Origin of the sequence: Streptomyces sp. CB02009, from assembly GCF_001905825.1 — a bacterium.
Classification (GTDB): Bacteria; Actinomycetota; Actinomycetes; order Streptomycetales; family Streptomycetaceae; genus Streptomyces.
The window spans coordinates 208,537-223,477 of the sequence record NZ_LIVV01000007.1 but is presented as its reverse complement, the minus strand read 5'-3'; the positions used below and the strand labels follow the sequence as shown (position 1 = coordinate 223,477).

Genomic DNA, 14,941 nt, shown 5'->3' with positions numbered 1-14,941 from the left:
GCTCGCGTGGAGGGTCCGTCGCCCCGCGGGGGCGGCGGGCCCTCCCCCCGTTCCAGCACTTATGAGGTTAGGCTAACCTATGTTTCCATGACGCACCCCGAGACCGCCCCCTTCCAGTTCTTCCGCCTGCGGGTGGACCGGACCCGGCGGCTCGGCCCGTCCCTGGTCCGCGTCACCTTCACCGGCGACGACCTGAAGAACTTCGCCGCCGGCGGCCGCGACCAGTCGCTCTCCCTCTTCCTGCCGCACCCCGGCCAGGACGCACCCGTCCTGCCCCCGCTCGACGACCCGGACATGTACGCGGTCCTCGGCGCCTGGCGTGCGATGCCCGAGGACGTGCGGGCCGTGATGCGTTCGTACACCGTCCGCGAGCAGCGCACCGAGGCGGAGCACTCCGAGAACGCCGTCGACATCGACTTCGCGATCCACGAGGACGGCGGCCCCGCCTGCCGCTGGGCCTCGCGGGCCACCCCGGGCGACCGCGTGGTCGTCCTCGGCCCGGCGATCGCCGAGAACACCGCCGTCCGCTTCCGGCTGCCCGAGGACGCCGACTCGGTCCTGATCTGGGCCGACGAGACCGCGCTTCCGGCCGCCTCGGCGATCCTGGAGTGGCTGCCGGCCGGGATCCGCGCCCAGGTGTTCCTGGAGGTGCCGTACTCCGGCGACCGCACGGACCTGGCGACGCGGGCGGACGCGACCGTCACCTGGCTCGTACGCGAGGAGGGGGCGCCGTCCGCCGTGGAGGCGGTGCGGGGCGCCGAACTGCCCGGGGAGGCCCCGTACGTCTGGATCGCGGGCGAGTCGGGCGCGGTGAAGGCGCTGCGCCGGCACTTCGTGCGGGACCGCGAACTCGACCGGCGCCGGGTGACGTTCGTCGGCTACTGGCGCAAGGGCCTGTCCGAGGACGCGCTGCGCGAGGTCCCGGACGAGACACAGGAAGACGCATAGCCAGCCAGCCAGCACACTCCCCGTCAAAAGCGGACAGTCCGGTCGATGACGGCCGCCAACTGCCGTGACAGGTGAGGGGCGAGGGTCATTGCGGTGGAAAGTTAGGTTAGGCTAACCTTGTTTTCACCGCGTCGCCCCTCGCCCCTTTCCCCTGTCCGGAGGGCGCGACCGAGCCCCGTACCTGGAGGCCCCCCACATGCGCTCTCACCTGCTCAACGACACCACGGCGGAGAGCTACCGGCGCTCCGTCACCGAAGGAGTCGAGCGGGTGGCGGACAAACTCGCCGCGACGCGACGTCCGTTCACCGGAGTGACCCCCGCCGAGCTCGCCCCCGTCATCGACGCCGTCGACCTCGACCGTCCGCTCGGCGACGCCTCCGCCGCGCTCGACGAGCTGGAGAGCGTCTACCTCCGCGACGCCGTCTACTTCCACCACCCCCGCTACCTGGGCCACCTCAACTGCCCGGTGGTCATCCCGGCCGTCCTCGGCGAGGCCGTCCTCTCGGCGGTCAACTCCTCGCTCGACACCTGGGACCAGAGCGCGGGCGGCACCCTCATCGAGCGCAAGCTCGTCGACTGGACCAACGGCCGCATCGGCTTCGGCCCGGGCGCCGACGGCGTGTTCACCAGCGGCGGTTCGCAGTCCAACCTCCAGGCGCTGCTCCTCGCCCGCGAGGAGGCGAAGAGCACCGACCTGTCGAAGCTCCGGATCTTCTCCTCCGAGTGCAGCCACTTCAGCGTCCAGAAGTCGGCCGGCCTCCTCGGCCTCGGCCAGGACGCCGTCATCTCCATCCCGGTCGACCGGGACAAGCGGATGCAGTCCGTCGTCCTCGCCGCCGAGCTGGAGGCCTGCCGCGCCGAGGGCCTCGTCCCGATGGCGATCGTCGCCACCGCCGGAACCACCGACTTCGGCTCCATCGACCCGCTGCCCGAGATCGCGGCCCTGGCCGACGAGTACGGCACCTGGATGCACGTGGATGCCGCCTACGGCTGCGGACTGCTCGCCTCCCCCACCCGCCGCGGCCTCCTGTCCGGCATCGAGCGGGCCGACTCGGTCACCGTCGACTTCCACAAGTCCTTCTTCCAGCCGGTGAGTTCCTCGGCGATCCTGGTCCGCGACGGCGCCACCCTGCGCCACGCGACCTACCACGCGGACTACCTCAACCCGGCTCGCACGGTGGCCGAGCAGATCCCCAACCAGGTCGACAAGTCCCTCCAGACCACCCGCCGCTTCGACGCGCTCAAGCTCTGGATGACCCTGCGCGTGATGGGCGCCGACGGTGTCGGGCAGCTCTTCGACGAGGTCTGCGACCTGGCCGCCGAGGGCTTCGCGCTGCTCGCCGCCGACCCGCGCTACGACGTCGTGGTCGAGCCGCGGATCTCCACCCTCGTCTACCGCTACATCCCGCGGGGCGCCGCGTCCCCCGAGGACATCGACCGGGCCAACCTGCACGCCCGCAAGGCCCTGTTCGCCTCCGGTGAGGCCGTCGTCGCCGGCACCAAGGTCGACGGCCGCCAGTACCTCAAGTTCACCCTGCTCAACCCCGAGACCACCGCGGCCGACATCGCCGCCGTCCTCGATCTGATCGCCGGCTACGCCGAGCAGTACCTGGGAGAGACCCTTGTCCACGCCTGAGACGACCGAGATCCACGACTTCATCGGCATCGGGCTCGGTCCGTTCAACCTCGGACTCGCCTGCCTGACCGAGCCGATCGACGAGCTGAACGGCCTCTTCCTGGAGTCGAAGCCCGACTTCGAGTGGCACTCGGGGATGTTCCTCGAAGGCGCCCACCTCCAGACCCCGTTCATGTCGGACCTGGTCACGATGGCCGACCCGACCTCGCCGTACTCCTTCCTGAGCTACCTCAAGGACAAGGGCCGGCTGTACTCGTTCTACATCCGCGAGAACTTCTACCCGCTGCGGACCGAGTACAACGACTACTGCCGCTGGGCCGCCGGACGCCTCTCCTCCGTCCGCTTCTCGACGACCGTCGCCACCGTGACGTTCGACGAGGCCGCCGAGGTGTACGTGGTGGCCACCGAGGCCGGAGAAACGTTCCGCTCGCGTCGTCTGGTCCTCGGCACCGGCACCCCGGCGTACGTCCCCGAGACCTGCCAGGACCTCGGCGGCGACCTGATCCACAACTCGCGCTACCTCCCGAACAAGGCGGAGCTCCAGAAGAAGAAGTCGATCACCCTGGTCGGCAGCGGCCAGAGCGCCGCCGAGATCTACTACGACCTCCTCGGCGAGATCGACGTCCACGGGTACCGGCTCAACTGGGTGACCCGCTCCCCGCGCTTCTTCCCGCTGGAGTACACCAAGCTCACCCTGGAGATGACCTCCCCGGAGTACGTGGACTACTTCCACGCGCTCCCCGAGCGGACCCGCTACCGCCTGGAGACCGAGCAGAAGGGCCTCTTCAAGGGCATCGACGGCGAGCTCATCGACGCCATCTTCGACCTGCTCTACCAGAAGAACCTGGCCGGCCCCGTGCCCACCCGCCTCCTCACCAACTCCGCGCTGCACACCGCCGCGTACGAGGAGTCGACCGGCACGTACACCCTCGGCTTCCGCCAGGAGGAGCAGGAGAAGGACTTCACCCTGGACACCGAGGGCCTGATCCTCGCCACCGGCTACAAGTACGCCGTCCCCGCCTTCCTGGAGCCGGTCCGCGACCGCCTCAACTGGGACGGACAGGGCCGCTTCGACGTGGCCCGCAACTACGCGATCGACACGACGGGCCGCGGGGTGTTCCTGCAGAACGCCTCCGTGCACACCCACTCGATCACCTCGCCCGACCTCGGCATGGGTGCGTACCGCAACGCGTACATCATCGGAGCGATGCTGGGCTACGACTACTACCCCGTCGAGAAGACCATCGCCTTCCAGGAGTTCGCCGCATGACCGTCCGCTTCCGCCCGCTCGACCCCGTCCAGGACGCGGAACTGCTCCACGGCTGGGTCACCCACCCCAAGGCCGCGTTCTGGATGATGCAGGACGCGAGCGTCGAGGACGTCGTGCGCGAGTACACGGCCTTCGCCGCCCACCCCCACCACGAGGCGTTCATCGGCCTGGTCGACGAGGTCCCCGCGATCCTCATGGAGCGCTACGACCCGGCCCACCTGGAGCTGGTCGGCCTCTACGACCCGCAGCCGGGCGACGTCGGCATGCACTTCCTCGTCGCCCCGACCGACACCCCCGTGCACGGCTTCACCCGCAAGGTGATCACCGCCGTGATGACGGAGCTGTTCGCCGACCCGGCGACCGCCCGGGTCGTCGTCGAGCCCGACGTGTCCAACAAGGCCGTCCACGCGCTCAACGAGGCCGTCGGCTTCGTGCCGGAGCGGGAGATCCAGAAGCCGGAGAAGAAGGCACTGCTGAGCTTCTGCACCCGGGAGCAGTTCGAGGCCGCCGTGGGAGTCGCCGCATGAGCACCGCCGATACGACGAACCCCGTCGCGCACCTCACCCCCGAGCTCTGGGCGGACGCCAACCGCGCGCTGATCCGCAAGGGCCTCGCGGAGTTCGCCCACGAGCGGCTCCTCGACCCGCGCGAGCTCGGCGACAGCCGCTACGCGGTGCTGTCGGACGACGGCGCCACCGAGTACCGCTTCACCGCGGACCGGTACGCCCTCGACCACTGGCAGGTCTACGCGGAGTCGATCAGCCGCCACCGCGGCGACGAGCAGCTTCCGCTCGACGCGCTCCAGTTCGTCACCGAGCTGCGCGGCGCCCTCGGGCTGAGCGACGAGGTCCTGCCGGTCTACCTGGAGGAGATCTCCTCCACGCTGGCCGGTACGGCCTTCAAGGCGACCAAGGAGCCGGTGACCTCAGCCGAGCTGGCCCACGCCGGCTTCCAGGCGATCGAGACGGGGATGACCGAGGGCCACCCCTGCTTCGTCGCGAACAACGGGCGGCTCGGCTTCGGCGTCGACGAGTTCCGCGCGTACGCCCCCGAGGCGGCGAGCGGGATCCGTCTGATCTGGCTGGCGGCGCGGCGCGACCGCACCACCTTCACGGCCGGCGCGGGCATCGACTACGAGGCCTTCGTCCGCGCGGAGCTGGGCGACGCGGCGGTGGACGGCTTCGCGGCCGTTCTGGCCGCCCGCGGTCTCGACCTGGCCGACTACCTCCTCATGCCGGCGCACCCCTGGCAGTGGTGGAACAAGCTGTCCGTCACCTTCGCGGCCGAGGTCGCGCAGCAGCGCCTGGTGTACCTGGGCGAGGGCGACGACACGTATCTGGCGCAGCAGTCGATCCGTACCTTCTTCAACACCTCGGACCCGGCCAAGCACTATGTGAAGACGGCCCTGTCGGTCCTCAACATGGGCTTCATGCGGGGTCTCTCGGCCGCGTACATGGAGGCCACCCCGGCCATCAACGACTGGCTGCACACCCTGATCGAGTCGGACGCGACGTTCCGCTCGGTCCGCTTCTCGATCATCCGCGAGCGGGCGGCCGTCGGCTACCGGCACCTGGAGTACGAGGCCGCGACCGACCGCTACTCGCCGTACCGCAAGATGCTGGCGGCGCTCTGGCGCGAGTCGCCCGTGCCGACGCTCGCCGAGGGCGAGCGGCTCGCGACGATGGCGTCCCTCGTCCACGTGGACCACACGGGCGCGTCGTTCGCGGGTGCGCTGATCAAGGAGTCGGGCCTGGAGGCCCGGGACTGGCTCCGCCAGTACCTGGACGCCTACCTGCTGCCGGTCCTGCACAGCTTCTACGCCTACGACCTGGCGTTCATGCCGCACGGCGAGAACGTGATCCTGGTCCTCGACGAGCGCGGCGCGGTGTCGCGGGCGATCTTCAAGGACATCGCGGAGGAGATCGTCGTCATGGACCCGGCGGCGGTCCTGCCGCCGGCGGTGGAGCGGGTCCGCGCGGAGATCCCCGAGGACATGAAGCTCCTCTCGGTCTTCACGGACGTCTTCGACTGCTTCTTCCGCTTCCTGGCGGCGACGCTCGCCACGGAGGGCGTCCTCGACGAGGACGGCTTCTGGCGGACGGTCGCGGAGTGCGTGCGCGGCTACGAGCAGTCGAAGCCGGAACTGGCGGACCGGTTCGCCCAGTACGACATGTTCGCGGAGACCTTCGCGCTGTCGGCCCTGAACCGCCTGCAGCTCCGCAACAACAAGCAGATGGTCGACCTGTCCGACCCGTCGGCGGCCCTTCAGCTCGTCGGCGACCTGGTCAACCCGATCGCCCGCTTCGCGTAACCCCCGAACCGATGTGAGCCCCGGCGGAGTACGGTCCTCCGCCGGGGCTCACATCTCTGTGCGCGGGGCTACTCCGCAGGCCAGGGGACCTCGGGGGAGCGGTAGTAGTCGATGCCCAGGGCGTCGAACCGCGGGGCCTGCTCCGCGAGGCGGACCTTGTAGGTGTCCCAGTCGTGGGTGGCCGCCGGCGACCAGCCCAGTTCCGCCAGGCCCGGGAGCCGCGGGAAGGCCATGACGTCCAGGTCGTCCGTGGTGGCCAGGGTCTCCGTCCAGAGCGGGGCCTCGATGCCGCGGACGCTGTCCGCCGGGGCGCCCGCGAGGTAGGCGGACGGGTTCCAGTCGTACGACCTGCGGACCTCGACGTAGCCCGCCCAGGCGAGGCCGAGCTTGGTGTCCTTGGTGTACTTCATGTCGAGGTACGTGCGGTCGGCCGGGGAGAGGACGAGGCCGGCGCCGTTCCGGGCGGCGGCCGCGACCCGCTCCTTCTCCTCCGCGGGGGTGCGGTCGAGGCCCCAGTACTGGACGAGGGCGCCGTCCGCCGGGGTGGTGCCGGTCAGCTGGTGCCAGCCGACGACCTTCTTCCCGTACTTCGCGACGACGGGCTGCACCTTGTCCATGAAGGTCACGTAGTCCGCGTGGCTGGTGGAGTGGGCCTCGTCGCCGCCGATGTGGATGTACCGGCCTGGGGTGAGCGCGGCGATCTCGCGGATCACGTCGTCGACGAAGTCGTACGTGACGGGCTTCGGCACGCACAGGGAGCTGAAGCCGACCTTGGTGCCGGTGTAGAGCGGCGGGGCGACGCCGTCGCAGTTGAGCTCGGCGTAGGAGGCGAGGGCGGCGTTGGTGTGGCCGGGGAGGTCGATCTCGGGGATCACCTCCTGGTAGCGGGAGGCGGCGTAGCGGACGATCTCCTGGTACTGCGCCTTGGTGTAGAAGCCGCCGGGGCCGCCGCCGACCTCGGTGGAGCCGCCGTAGGTGGTGAGCCGGGGCCAGGAGTCGACGGCGATGCGCCACCCCTGGTCGTCGGAGAGGTGCAGGTGGAGGGTGTTGACCTTGTAGAGCGCGAGCTGGTCGATGTACCGCTTCACCTCGTCGACGGTGAAGAAGTGGCGGGAGACGTCGAGCATGGCGCCCCGGTAGGCGTACCGCGGGGTGTCGGTGATCGTGCCGCCGGCGATCTTCCAGGGCCCGTTCTGGACGCTCTTGCGCTCGACGGCGGAGGGCAGCTGCTGGCGCAGGGTCTGGACGCCGCGGAAGAGCCCCGCGGGTTCGCGCGCGGTGAGGGTGACGCCGTCGGGGGCCGAGTGGAGCCGGTAGCCCTCGGCGCCGAGCTCGGTGTCGCCGGGGCTGAGGCGGAGCCGGATGCCGCCGCCGGCGGCCTCGTCGTCGACGACGGGCAGCGGGAAGCCGGTGGCGGGGCGGAGCAGTCCGGCGAGGTAGCGGCCGAGGTCCCGGATCTCGCGGTTCGTGTCGTCCACGCCGATGCGGGTGGTCAGGGTGAGGGTGAAGGGCTCGCCCTGGGGGGTGACGGAGGCGGGTACGGGCACGATGCGGCCGAGCGGGCGGACCTCGGGCTCGGCGGCCGCGGCGTTCTTGCCGTCCGGCGTGCTGTCGGCGGAGGCCTCGCCGCAGCCGACACCGGCGGCGGCGACGAGGAGCAGGGATCCGATCAGGCGCGGAATCCTTCGGCGCTGTGTCACAGGCTGGTCCCCTTCGGGCGTTGGATCAGGCGTTGGACGCGTCTGTCGAGTTCTATAACCGAACCGTCACCATGCGTACCGCCGGGGTATCCACCCGTCAAGGTATGGACCAATCACCCCGGACAGCGGGTCGATCATGACACACCTGCCCGATATCGGGCAGGATTCTTGCGAACGGCGACAGCTACCCCCCAATATTCATGGGTGCTCGAACGCCGCCCGTCGCACGACGACCTCATCGACCACCTGGTCCGCAGCACCGCGCTCCAGCGCGGTGAGGCCGCCCGGGTCGTGCTCGACGTACTGGCGTACTTCGACGAGACGACCGAGGAGTTCGTCCGCCGCCGACACCGCGAACTGCAGTCCGGCGGGGCCGTGAACGCCGAGATCTTCGAACGGATCTCGGCGGAACTGCCCCACCGGGCCGTGGCGCCGCCGGAGCTCTCGCTCCGGCAACTGCGCCGCATCGTCTACGGCTGAGCCACGAACGACCACGGCGGGCACGCTCACCAACCTGGAGGGGTTTCACCTTTATGTGCGGAATTGTCGGTTACATCGGAAAGCGCGACGTCGCCCCGCTGCTCCTCGAGGGCCTGGCACGTCTGGAGTACCGGGGATACGACTCGGCCGGCATGGTCGTCACCAGCCCGAAGGCCTCCGGCCTGAAGATGGTGAAGGCCAAGGGTCGCGTCCGCGACCTGGAGGCCCGCGTCCCCAAGCGCTTCACCGGTACCACCGGCATCGCCCACACCCGCTGGGCCACCCACGGCGCGCCGAGCGACATCAACTCGCACCCGCACATGGACCCCGAGAACAAGGTCGCGGTCGTCCACAACGGCATCGTCGACAACGCCCAGGAGCTCCGCGCCAAGCTGGAGGCCGACGGCGTCGTCTTCGCCTCCGAGACGGACACCGAGGTCATCACCCACCTCATCGCCCGCTCCCAGGCCACCACCCTCGAGGAGAAGGTCCGCGAGGCGCTCAAGGTCATCGAGGGCACCTACGGCATCGCCGTGATGCACGCCGACTTCAACGACCGCATCGTCGTGGCCCGCAACGGCTCGCCGGTCATCCTCGGCATCGGCGAGAAGGAGATGCTCGTCGCCTCCGACGTCGCCGCCCTGATCGCCCACACCCGCCAGGTCGTCACCCTCGACGACGGCGAGATGGCCACCCTGAAGGCCGACGACTTCCGCACGTACACGACCTCGGGCGCGACCACCACCGCCACCCCGGAGACCGTGGAGTGGGAGGCCGCCTCGTACGACATGGGCGGTCACGACACCTTCATGCACAAGGAGATCTCCGAGCAGCCCGACGCGGTCGACCGCGTGCTGCGCGGCCGGATCGACGACCGCTTCTCCACCGTGCACCTGGGCGGTCTGAACCTGGACCCGCGCGAGGCCCGCACCATCCGCCGCATCAAGATCCTCGGCTGCGGCACCTCGTACCACGCCGGCCTCATCGGCGCCGGGCTCATCGAGTCCATGGCCCGCATCCCCGCCGACGCCGAGCCGGCCTCGGAGTTCCGCTACCGCAACCCGGTCGTGGACCCCGACACCCTCTACATCGCCGTCTCCCAGTCCGGCGAGACCTACGACGTGCTCGCCGCCGTCCAGGAGCTGAAGCGCAAGGGCGCCCGCGTCCTCGGCGTGGTCAACGTGGTCGGCTCCGCCATCGCCCGCGAGGCCGACGGCGGCGTGTACGTCCACGCCGGCCCCGAGGTCTGCGTCGTCTCCACCAAGTGCTTCACCAACACGGTCACCGCGTTCGCGCTGCTCGCCCTGCACCTGGGCCGCATCCGCGACCTGTCCGTCACCGACGGCAAGCGGATCATCGAGGGCCTGCGCAAGCTGCCCGCGCAGATCCAGGAGATCCTCGAGACCGAGGACGAGATCAAGAAGATCGCCGCGGAGTACGCCGGCGCCCAGTCGATGATGTTCATCGGCCGCGTCCGGGGCTACCCCGTCGCCCTGGAGGCCTCCCTGAAGCTCAAGGAGATCTCCTACATCCACGCCGAGGCCTACCCGGCCTCCGAGCTGAAGCACGGCCCGCTCGCCCTCATCGAGCCGGCCCTGCCGACGGTCGCGATCGTCCCCGACGACGACCTGCTGGAGAAGAACCGCGCCGCCCTGGAGGAGATCAAGGCCCGCAGCGGCCGCATCCTCGCGGTCGCGCACCAGGAGCAGGCGAAGGCCGACCACACCATCGTCGTGCCGAAGAACGAGGACGAGCTGGACCCGATCCTGATGGGCATCCCGCTCCAGCTCCTCGCCTACCACACGGCGCTCGCCATGGGCCGCGACATCGACAAGCCGCGCAACCTGGCCAAGTCCGTCACGGTCGAGTAGCAGCGGCCTCGGGGCCTGTCCCCCCGAGCCGCGCCGCCGGGCCTGTCCCCCGGAGGTTCGACCGGACACGAAGAGGTCCCCCCGTGCATCCCAGGTGCACGGGGGGACCTCTTCTTTTCCGCTCGTACGGTCAGCCCGTACGTCTCTTCATCCGTCCGGGCCGTCCGTCAGCTCGCCGCGGCCGCGCTGCGGTTCGCCCGGCCCAGCGCGGTCGGCCAGCCGGCCACCGCGGCCGTCGCGCCGTACCAGGCGACCAGACCGGCGACGGCCGCCACCCAGCCGCCCGCCTTCGCCAGCCCGCCGTTGTCGGCGAGCGCCCCTATGCCGAGCAGCAACAGCGCGACGAACAGCAGCCCGTACACGCCCTGTCCGAACAGCCCGCTGCCCGAGGCGGCCAGCGTCAGCGTGAGCGCGAGGAGCGCCCACAGGAGCAGGAAGACGCCCACGGCGTCGGCGGACGCGCCGCCGCCCGCCGCGGTGCCCCAGGTGAACCAGAAGGCGCCGAGCGCCGCGAACGCCGTGCCCTCACCCTTGTCGCCCGCGCGGAGGGCGAGCAGGCCGACGAGGAAGAGCGTCACCCCGCCGACCCAGGTGGCGAGGCCCGCGGCATCCGCTGCCGCGACGTTGTCGATGACACCGGTGCCGCCCAGGCCGAAGGCCAGCAGGGTCAGTCCGAGTGCGAGGTGGCCGAGAGTGGAAGTGGTGTTTCCCGCGGCGACTTCGTTGTCCACGGCGGGCTCCCTTCAAGTGCGCAGGTGTACTGCGTGAGCTCCTGTGTTCCGGTGACGCTTATGTACCCTTCACAAGCACACAATTCACCTGAGGAAGGCCGAAATTATGGCGGGATGACGTCAGTTGGGAAGGCGGCCTGACGGACCGTACGGAGCGGGAGGGGTTCTCGGACGCGCTACGGGATGACGATCACGGGCCGCTGGGCGCGGCGCGCGAGGCGGCCGGCGACCGAGCCGAAGATCCTGCCGACGATCCCGTGCGTGGAGCCGACCACGATCGCGTCGGCCGAGTACTCCCGGCCGACCTCCTCCAGCTCGTGGCAGATGTCGCCACCGCGCTCGACGAGGATCCAGGGCACCTCGGAGAGGTGTTCGGCGCAGGCCAGCTCCAGACCGAGGACCTCGGTCCGGTGATCGGGCACGTCGACGAAGACGGGGGGCTCGCAGCCGGCCCACACCGTGGTGGGCAGCCTGTTGGCCACGTGCACGATGATCAGGCCCGAGCCGGAGCGCCTGGCCATGCCGATGGCGTACGCGAGGGCGCGCTCACTGGACGTGGAGCCGTCGAAGCCGACGACGACACCGTGCCGGAAGGCCGGGTCGCAGGCGTGACGTGGCTGTTCGACCGCGAGGGGGTCGACCGTGGAATCGGCGACGCGCTTGCGGTCCGCGGGTTCGGAGAATTCGTGACCGGCCATCGGTGTCTCGGCGAAGGGAGTCCTCGTGGGAAGGGACGGGGGACGGAAGGGGACGGAGCAACGGGTGGCGGCGGGAGCCGTGTCCGGGAATCATCTTCCCAAGCCCATACCCCCAAGGGTACGGCGACACTCCTCTCCTGCCCAGAGCCCGCCGTGCCGCTCCCGGCGTGCGCCCCGCACTCGCGCGGCGTCCCAGGGAGCATGCACGAGCGGTTCGGGATCTGGCAATGCCGGATGTGCCCTACAGGTGTCCGTACGGGGGCCAAACGGACGTCGCCGAGAGTGACCGGAACGTTCCGTTTCTCGTTGCCACAGGTCCAGCCCACCGTCGCAGGGAGACCGCCCGTGCCCGCACCATCGACCGCCGCCGGCCAGACCTCCACCGCCTCCGCCACCGCCCACGCCGCCGCGCTCGGAGGGCCCCGCGGCCGTCGCCGGACGCCCGTCCTCGGCCCGGCCGCCACCGCCGACCCGGATCCGGGCAGCGGGCGGGGACCGGCGGGGGCGCCCGTGCGGGCCGGGGGCGGGGCGGCCGGCGGGGGGACGGACGGGGCAGCCGGCGGGGGGACGGGCGGGGGAGCCGCGGGGGCCGGCGCGGCCGCCGCGGACCAGGCCGGCGACGTCGTCCGCTGGGCGGTCTTCTGCTGCGTCCTGGTGCCGGTGGTCCTGCTCGTCTACGGCACCTCCCTCGGCGGCGCCGCCGGGACCGCGCTCGGCCTCGTCTCGGTGACGGCGGCCTGCCGGGTCCTGCTGCGCCGCTCGGAGCGGGGGATGCGGAGCGAGGGTGCCCGCGGCAGGCGGCGCGACCCGGACAGGCCCTAGATTTCCGGGGTGCAAACCAGCCCGTAACGGGACGCCGATCGGCCCCGCCCCTCGTGGAGTTGACAGGTTCGTACACGCGAACCCATATGTTTTCAGCCAAGTTCCATCCGTCGGCGAGTCCTTGGCAAAACGGTTGGCCAACCCTGGCGCCAGGACCCGGAAATGCCCCGTACCAAGGGCTCGCACCCCCCGCGTACGGGGGCGTTCGTCGCCCCGCCCCCTCCCCGGGGGGCCTCCCGGCGGAAGAGTTCGCGATCGATCGCTTCACGCCAAGTGGCCTTGTCGACAATCCACCGGATGGAGAACTTGTCACGCCGGCGCCACGGGACGCAGTAGATTCGATCATGGGTACCGAAGACTGGGGTCTCGTGCAAAACCGAGGGGAAACGTGCAGGAGCGACACGACCAGGGAGACGCGAACACCGAGGGGGGCTTAGCGTCATGAGCCAGGACTCCACCGCACCGGAGGCCGCACGGAAGCTGACCGGGCGCCGCCGTCGCGAAGTCGTCGCGGTGCTGCTGTTCAGCGGCGGCCCCATCTTCGAGAGTTCCATCCCGCTCTCCGTGTTCGGCATCGACCGGCAGGACGCCGGAGTGCCCCGCTACCGACTGCTCGTCTGTGCGGGCGAGGACGGACCGCTGCGGACCACCGGTGGACTCGAACTGACCGCGCCGTACGGCCTGGAGGCGATCAGCCGGGCGGGCACCGTCGTCGTCCCGGCCTGGCGGTCGATCACCTCGCCGCCACCGCCGGAGGCGCTCGAAGCGCTGCGCCGCGCCCACGAGGAGGGCGCGCGGATCGTCGGCCTGTGCACCGGTGCGTTCGTCCTCGCCGCGGCCGGCCTGCTCGACGGCCGCCCGGCGACGACGCACTGGATGTACGCGCCGACGCTCGCCAAGCGCTACCCGTCGGTCCATGTGGACCCCCGGGAGCTCTTCGTCGACGACGGGGACGTCCTGACCTCCGCGGGCACGGCGGCCGGAATCGATCTGTGCCTGCACATCGTGCGGACCGACCACGGCACGGAGGCCGCGGGCGCCCTGGCGCGCCGGCTGGTCGTCCCGCCGCGGCGCAGCGGCGGTCAGGAGCGCTACCTCGACAGGTCTTTACCTGAGGAGATCGGCGCCGACCCGCTGGCCGAGGTCGTCGCCTGGGCGCTGGAGCACCTCCACGAGCAGTTCGACGTGGAGACCCTGGCCGCCCGCGCGTACATGTCACGGCGGACCTTCGACCGCCGGTTCCGCTCGCTGACCGGTTCGGCCCCCCTCCAGTGGCTGATCACCCAGCGGGTGCTGCAGGCCCAGCGGCTGCTGGAGACCTCCGACTACTCGGTCGACGAGGTCGCGGGCCGGTGCGGCTTCCGCTCGCCGGTGGCGCTGCGCGGCCACTTCCGGCGGCAGCTCGGCTCCTCGCCGGCCGCCTACCGGGCGGCGTACCGCGCGCGGCGGCCGCAGGGCGACACCGCCACGGCGGTGCTCGACCCGGTCGTGCCCGCCCAGGTCATGGCCGGAATCCGCCGCCCCGGGTCCCCGCTGGACCAGGGGAAGCCGCAGTCCGACGCCTACGCTCCGGGGCGGCCCGCGCTCCCGGGCCAGCGCAGCGCGCCGTAAGGAAAGAGAAGACCGCCGCCGCCACAAGCGGCGCGCCGCAGGAACGACGGGCCCCCGGGGACATCTCCCCCGGGGGCCCGTCGGCGTCGTGCCGGCGGGGCCGCCGGGGCGGGAGCGGCCTCCGGGCGCGGGAGGGAAACGGCGCCGGCTCCCGTATCCGCCCCGGCACGGGACGGCTCGGCCCGCTCCGACAGGGGAAAGAGCCCCTAAGGTGGACGCATGAACGATCGCATGGTGTGGATCGACTGCGAGATGACCGGGCTCTCGCTGACGGACGACGCACTCATCGAGGTGGCCGCACTGGTCACCGACTCGGAACTGAACGTGCTCGGCGACGGGGTGGACATCGTGATCCGCCCGCCGGACAGCGCCCTGGAGACCATGCCGGAGATCGTGCGCCAGATGCACACGGCCTCGGGGCTGCTCGACGCGCTCGCCGACGGCACCACGCTCGCCGACGCGGAGGCCCAGGTCCTCGCGTACATCCGCGAGCACGTCAAGGAACCCGGCAAGGCGCCCCTGTGCGGGAACTCGGTCTCCACGGACCGCGGCTTCCTCGCCCGGGACATGGCCGCCCTGGAGAGCCACCTGCACTACCGGATCGTCGATGTCTCCTCGGTCAAGGAGCTGGCCCGCCGCTGGTACCCGAGGGCGTACTTCAACAGTCCGGAGAAGAACGGCAACCACCGGGCGCTCGCCGACATCCGCGAGTCCATCGCGGAGCTGCGCTACTACCGCGAGGCGGTCTTCGTCCCGCAGCCCGGCCCCGACTCGGAGACCGCGAAGCAGATCGCGGCCCGGCACGTCGTACCGGCCGAATAATCCCCTCCGCGCAGGGCCGCTCGTGCCCGCAGATCAATGTG

At 71.0% G+C, this 14,941-nt stretch carries 13 protein-coding genes; 10 read left to right on the top strand and 3 right to left on the bottom strand.

Annotated elements, in window-relative coordinates; translation table 11 throughout:
- The first annotated feature begins 87 nt into the window (after positions 1-87).
- The 5 genes from AMK27_RS27800 to AMK27_RS27780 all read left to right on the top strand — a co-directional run bounded on the left by AMK27_RS27800 (position 88) and on the right by AMK27_RS27780 (position 6,165).
- The gene (locus AMK27_RS27800) at positions 88-948 is read left to right on the top strand and encodes a siderophore-interacting protein (protein ID WP_073913642.1); all 861 of its coding nucleotides are present in this window, start codon (positions 88-90) and stop codon (positions 946-948) included.
- 196 nt (positions 949-1,144) lie between these two features.
- The gene (locus AMK27_RS27795; RefSeq protein WP_073913639.1) at positions 1,145-2,584 is read left to right on the top strand and encodes a pyridoxal phosphate-dependent decarboxylase family protein; all 1,440 of its coding nucleotides are present in this window, start codon (positions 1,145-1,147) and stop codon (positions 2,582-2,584) included.
- On the top strand, positions 2,571-3,854 hold the full coding sequence (locus AMK27_RS27790) for a lysine N(6)-hydroxylase/L-ornithine N(5)-oxygenase family protein (RefSeq protein WP_073913636.1): 1,284 nt from the start codon (positions 2,571-2,573) through the stop codon (positions 3,852-3,854). The genes AMK27_RS27795 and AMK27_RS27790 overlap by 14 nt, the downstream gene beginning before the upstream one ends.
- Positions 3,851-4,381 (top strand): GNAT family N-acetyltransferase, encoded by a 531-nt coding sequence (locus tag AMK27_RS27785; RefSeq protein WP_073913633.1) that lies wholly within the window; start codon positions 3,851-3,853, stop codon positions 4,379-4,381. Before AMK27_RS27790 ends, AMK27_RS27785 begins: the two co-directional genes overlap by 4 nt.
- Entirely contained in the window at positions 4,378-6,165 is a 1,788-nt protein-coding gene (locus tag AMK27_RS27780) for an IucA/IucC family protein (RefSeq protein WP_073913629.1), read from the top strand. Before AMK27_RS27785 ends, AMK27_RS27780 begins: the two co-directional genes overlap by 4 nt.
- A 68-nt stretch (positions 6,166-6,233) precedes the next feature.
- Here the strand turns inward: AMK27_RS27780 and AMK27_RS27775 are convergent, their stop codons facing one another.
- Positions 6,234-7,865 (bottom strand): beta-N-acetylhexosaminidase, encoded by a 1,632-nt coding sequence (locus AMK27_RS27775; protein WP_073913627.1) that lies wholly within the window; start codon positions 7,863-7,865, stop codon positions 6,234-6,236.
- 204 nt (positions 7,866-8,069) lie between these two features.
- On the opposite strand from AMK27_RS27775, the gene AMK27_RS27770 reads away from it, so the two are divergent.
- Together AMK27_RS27770 and glmS are read left to right on the top strand one after the other, a co-directional pair.
- Entirely contained in the window at positions 8,070-8,345 is a 276-nt protein-coding gene (locus AMK27_RS27770; RefSeq protein ID WP_030324756.1) for a hypothetical protein, read from the top strand.
- A 53-nt stretch (positions 8,346-8,398) separates the two neighbouring features.
- Positions 8,399-10,216: a glutamine--fructose-6-phosphate transaminase (isomerizing) gene (gene glmS, locus AMK27_RS27765; RefSeq protein WP_073913624.1), complete on the top strand. Its 1,818-nt coding sequence runs from the start codon at positions 8,399-8,401 to the stop codon at positions 10,214-10,216.
- Positions 10,217-10,383: 167 nt separating this feature from the next.
- Here the strand turns inward: glmS and AMK27_RS27760 are convergent, their stop codons facing one another.
- Both AMK27_RS27760 and AMK27_RS27755 read right to left on the bottom strand, forming a co-directional pair.
- Positions 10,384-10,947, bottom strand: a complete 564-nt coding sequence (locus tag AMK27_RS27760) for a GPR1/FUN34/YaaH family transporter (RefSeq protein WP_073913621.1) — start codon at positions 10,945-10,947, stop codon at positions 10,384-10,386.
- Positions 10,948-11,123: 176 nt separating this feature from the next.
- Positions 11,124-11,645 carry a universal stress protein gene (locus AMK27_RS27755; protein ID WP_073807719.1) on the bottom strand — a complete coding sequence of 174 codons (522 nt, stop codon included), beginning with the start codon at positions 11,643-11,645 and terminating at the stop codon, positions 11,124-11,126.
- 345 nt (positions 11,646-11,990) lie between these two features.
- Here AMK27_RS27755 and AMK27_RS44220 point away from each other — a divergent pair, with 345 nt between their 5' ends.
- The 3 genes from AMK27_RS44220 (at position 11,991) to orn (ending at position 14,900) form a co-directional block, all read left to right on the top strand.
- The gene (locus AMK27_RS44220; RefSeq protein ID WP_073913619.1) at positions 11,991-12,467 is read left to right on the top strand and encodes a hypothetical protein; all 477 of its coding nucleotides are present in this window, start codon (positions 11,991-11,993) and stop codon (positions 12,465-12,467) included.
- A gap of 441 nt (positions 12,468-12,908) precedes the next feature.
- Positions 12,909-14,078 carry a helix-turn-helix domain-containing protein gene (locus tag AMK27_RS27745; RefSeq protein ID WP_073913617.1) on the top strand — a complete coding sequence of 390 codons (1,170 nt, stop codon included), beginning with the start codon at positions 12,909-12,911 and terminating at the stop codon, positions 14,076-14,078.
- A 219-nt stretch (positions 14,079-14,297) separates the two neighbouring features.
- Positions 14,298-14,900 carry an oligoribonuclease gene (gene orn / locus AMK27_RS27740; RefSeq protein ID WP_073913615.1) on the top strand — a complete coding sequence of 201 codons (603 nt, stop codon included), beginning with the start codon at positions 14,298-14,300 and terminating at the stop codon, positions 14,898-14,900.
- Positions 14,901-14,941: the final 41 nt, after the last annotated feature.

What these genes read in the sequence shown, in the direction of transcription:
- AMK27_RS27800 (WP_073913642.1), top strand. Translation starts at nt 88, where the DNA reads ATGACGCACCCCGAGACCGCCCCCTTCCAGTTCTTCCGCCTGCGGGTG.
- AMK27_RS27795 (WP_073913639.1), top strand. Translation starts at nt 1,145, where the DNA reads ATGCGCTCTCACCTGCTCAACGACACCACGGCGGAGAGCTACCGGCGC.
- AMK27_RS27785 (WP_073913633.1), top strand. Translation starts at nt 3,851, where the DNA reads ATGACCGTCCGCTTCCGCCCGCTCGACCCCGTCCAGGACGCGGAACTG.
- AMK27_RS27780 (WP_073913629.1), top strand. Translation starts at nt 4,378, where the DNA reads ATGAGCACCGCCGATACGACGAACCCCGTCGCGCACCTCACCCCCGAG.
- glmS (WP_073913624.1), top strand. Translation starts at nt 8,399, where the DNA reads ATGTGCGGAATTGTCGGTTACATCGGAAAGCGCGACGTCGCCCCGCTG.
- AMK27_RS27755 (WP_073807719.1), bottom strand. Translation starts at nt 11,645, where the DNA reads ATGGCCGGTCACGAATTCTCCGAACCCGCGGACCGCAAGCGCGTCGCC.
- AMK27_RS27745 (WP_073913617.1), top strand. Translation starts at nt 12,909, where the DNA reads ATGAGCCAGGACTCCACCGCACCGGAGGCCGCACGGAAGCTGACCGGG.
- orn (WP_073913615.1), top strand. Translation starts at nt 14,298, where the DNA reads ATGAACGATCGCATGGTGTGGATCGACTGCGAGATGACCGGGCTCTCG.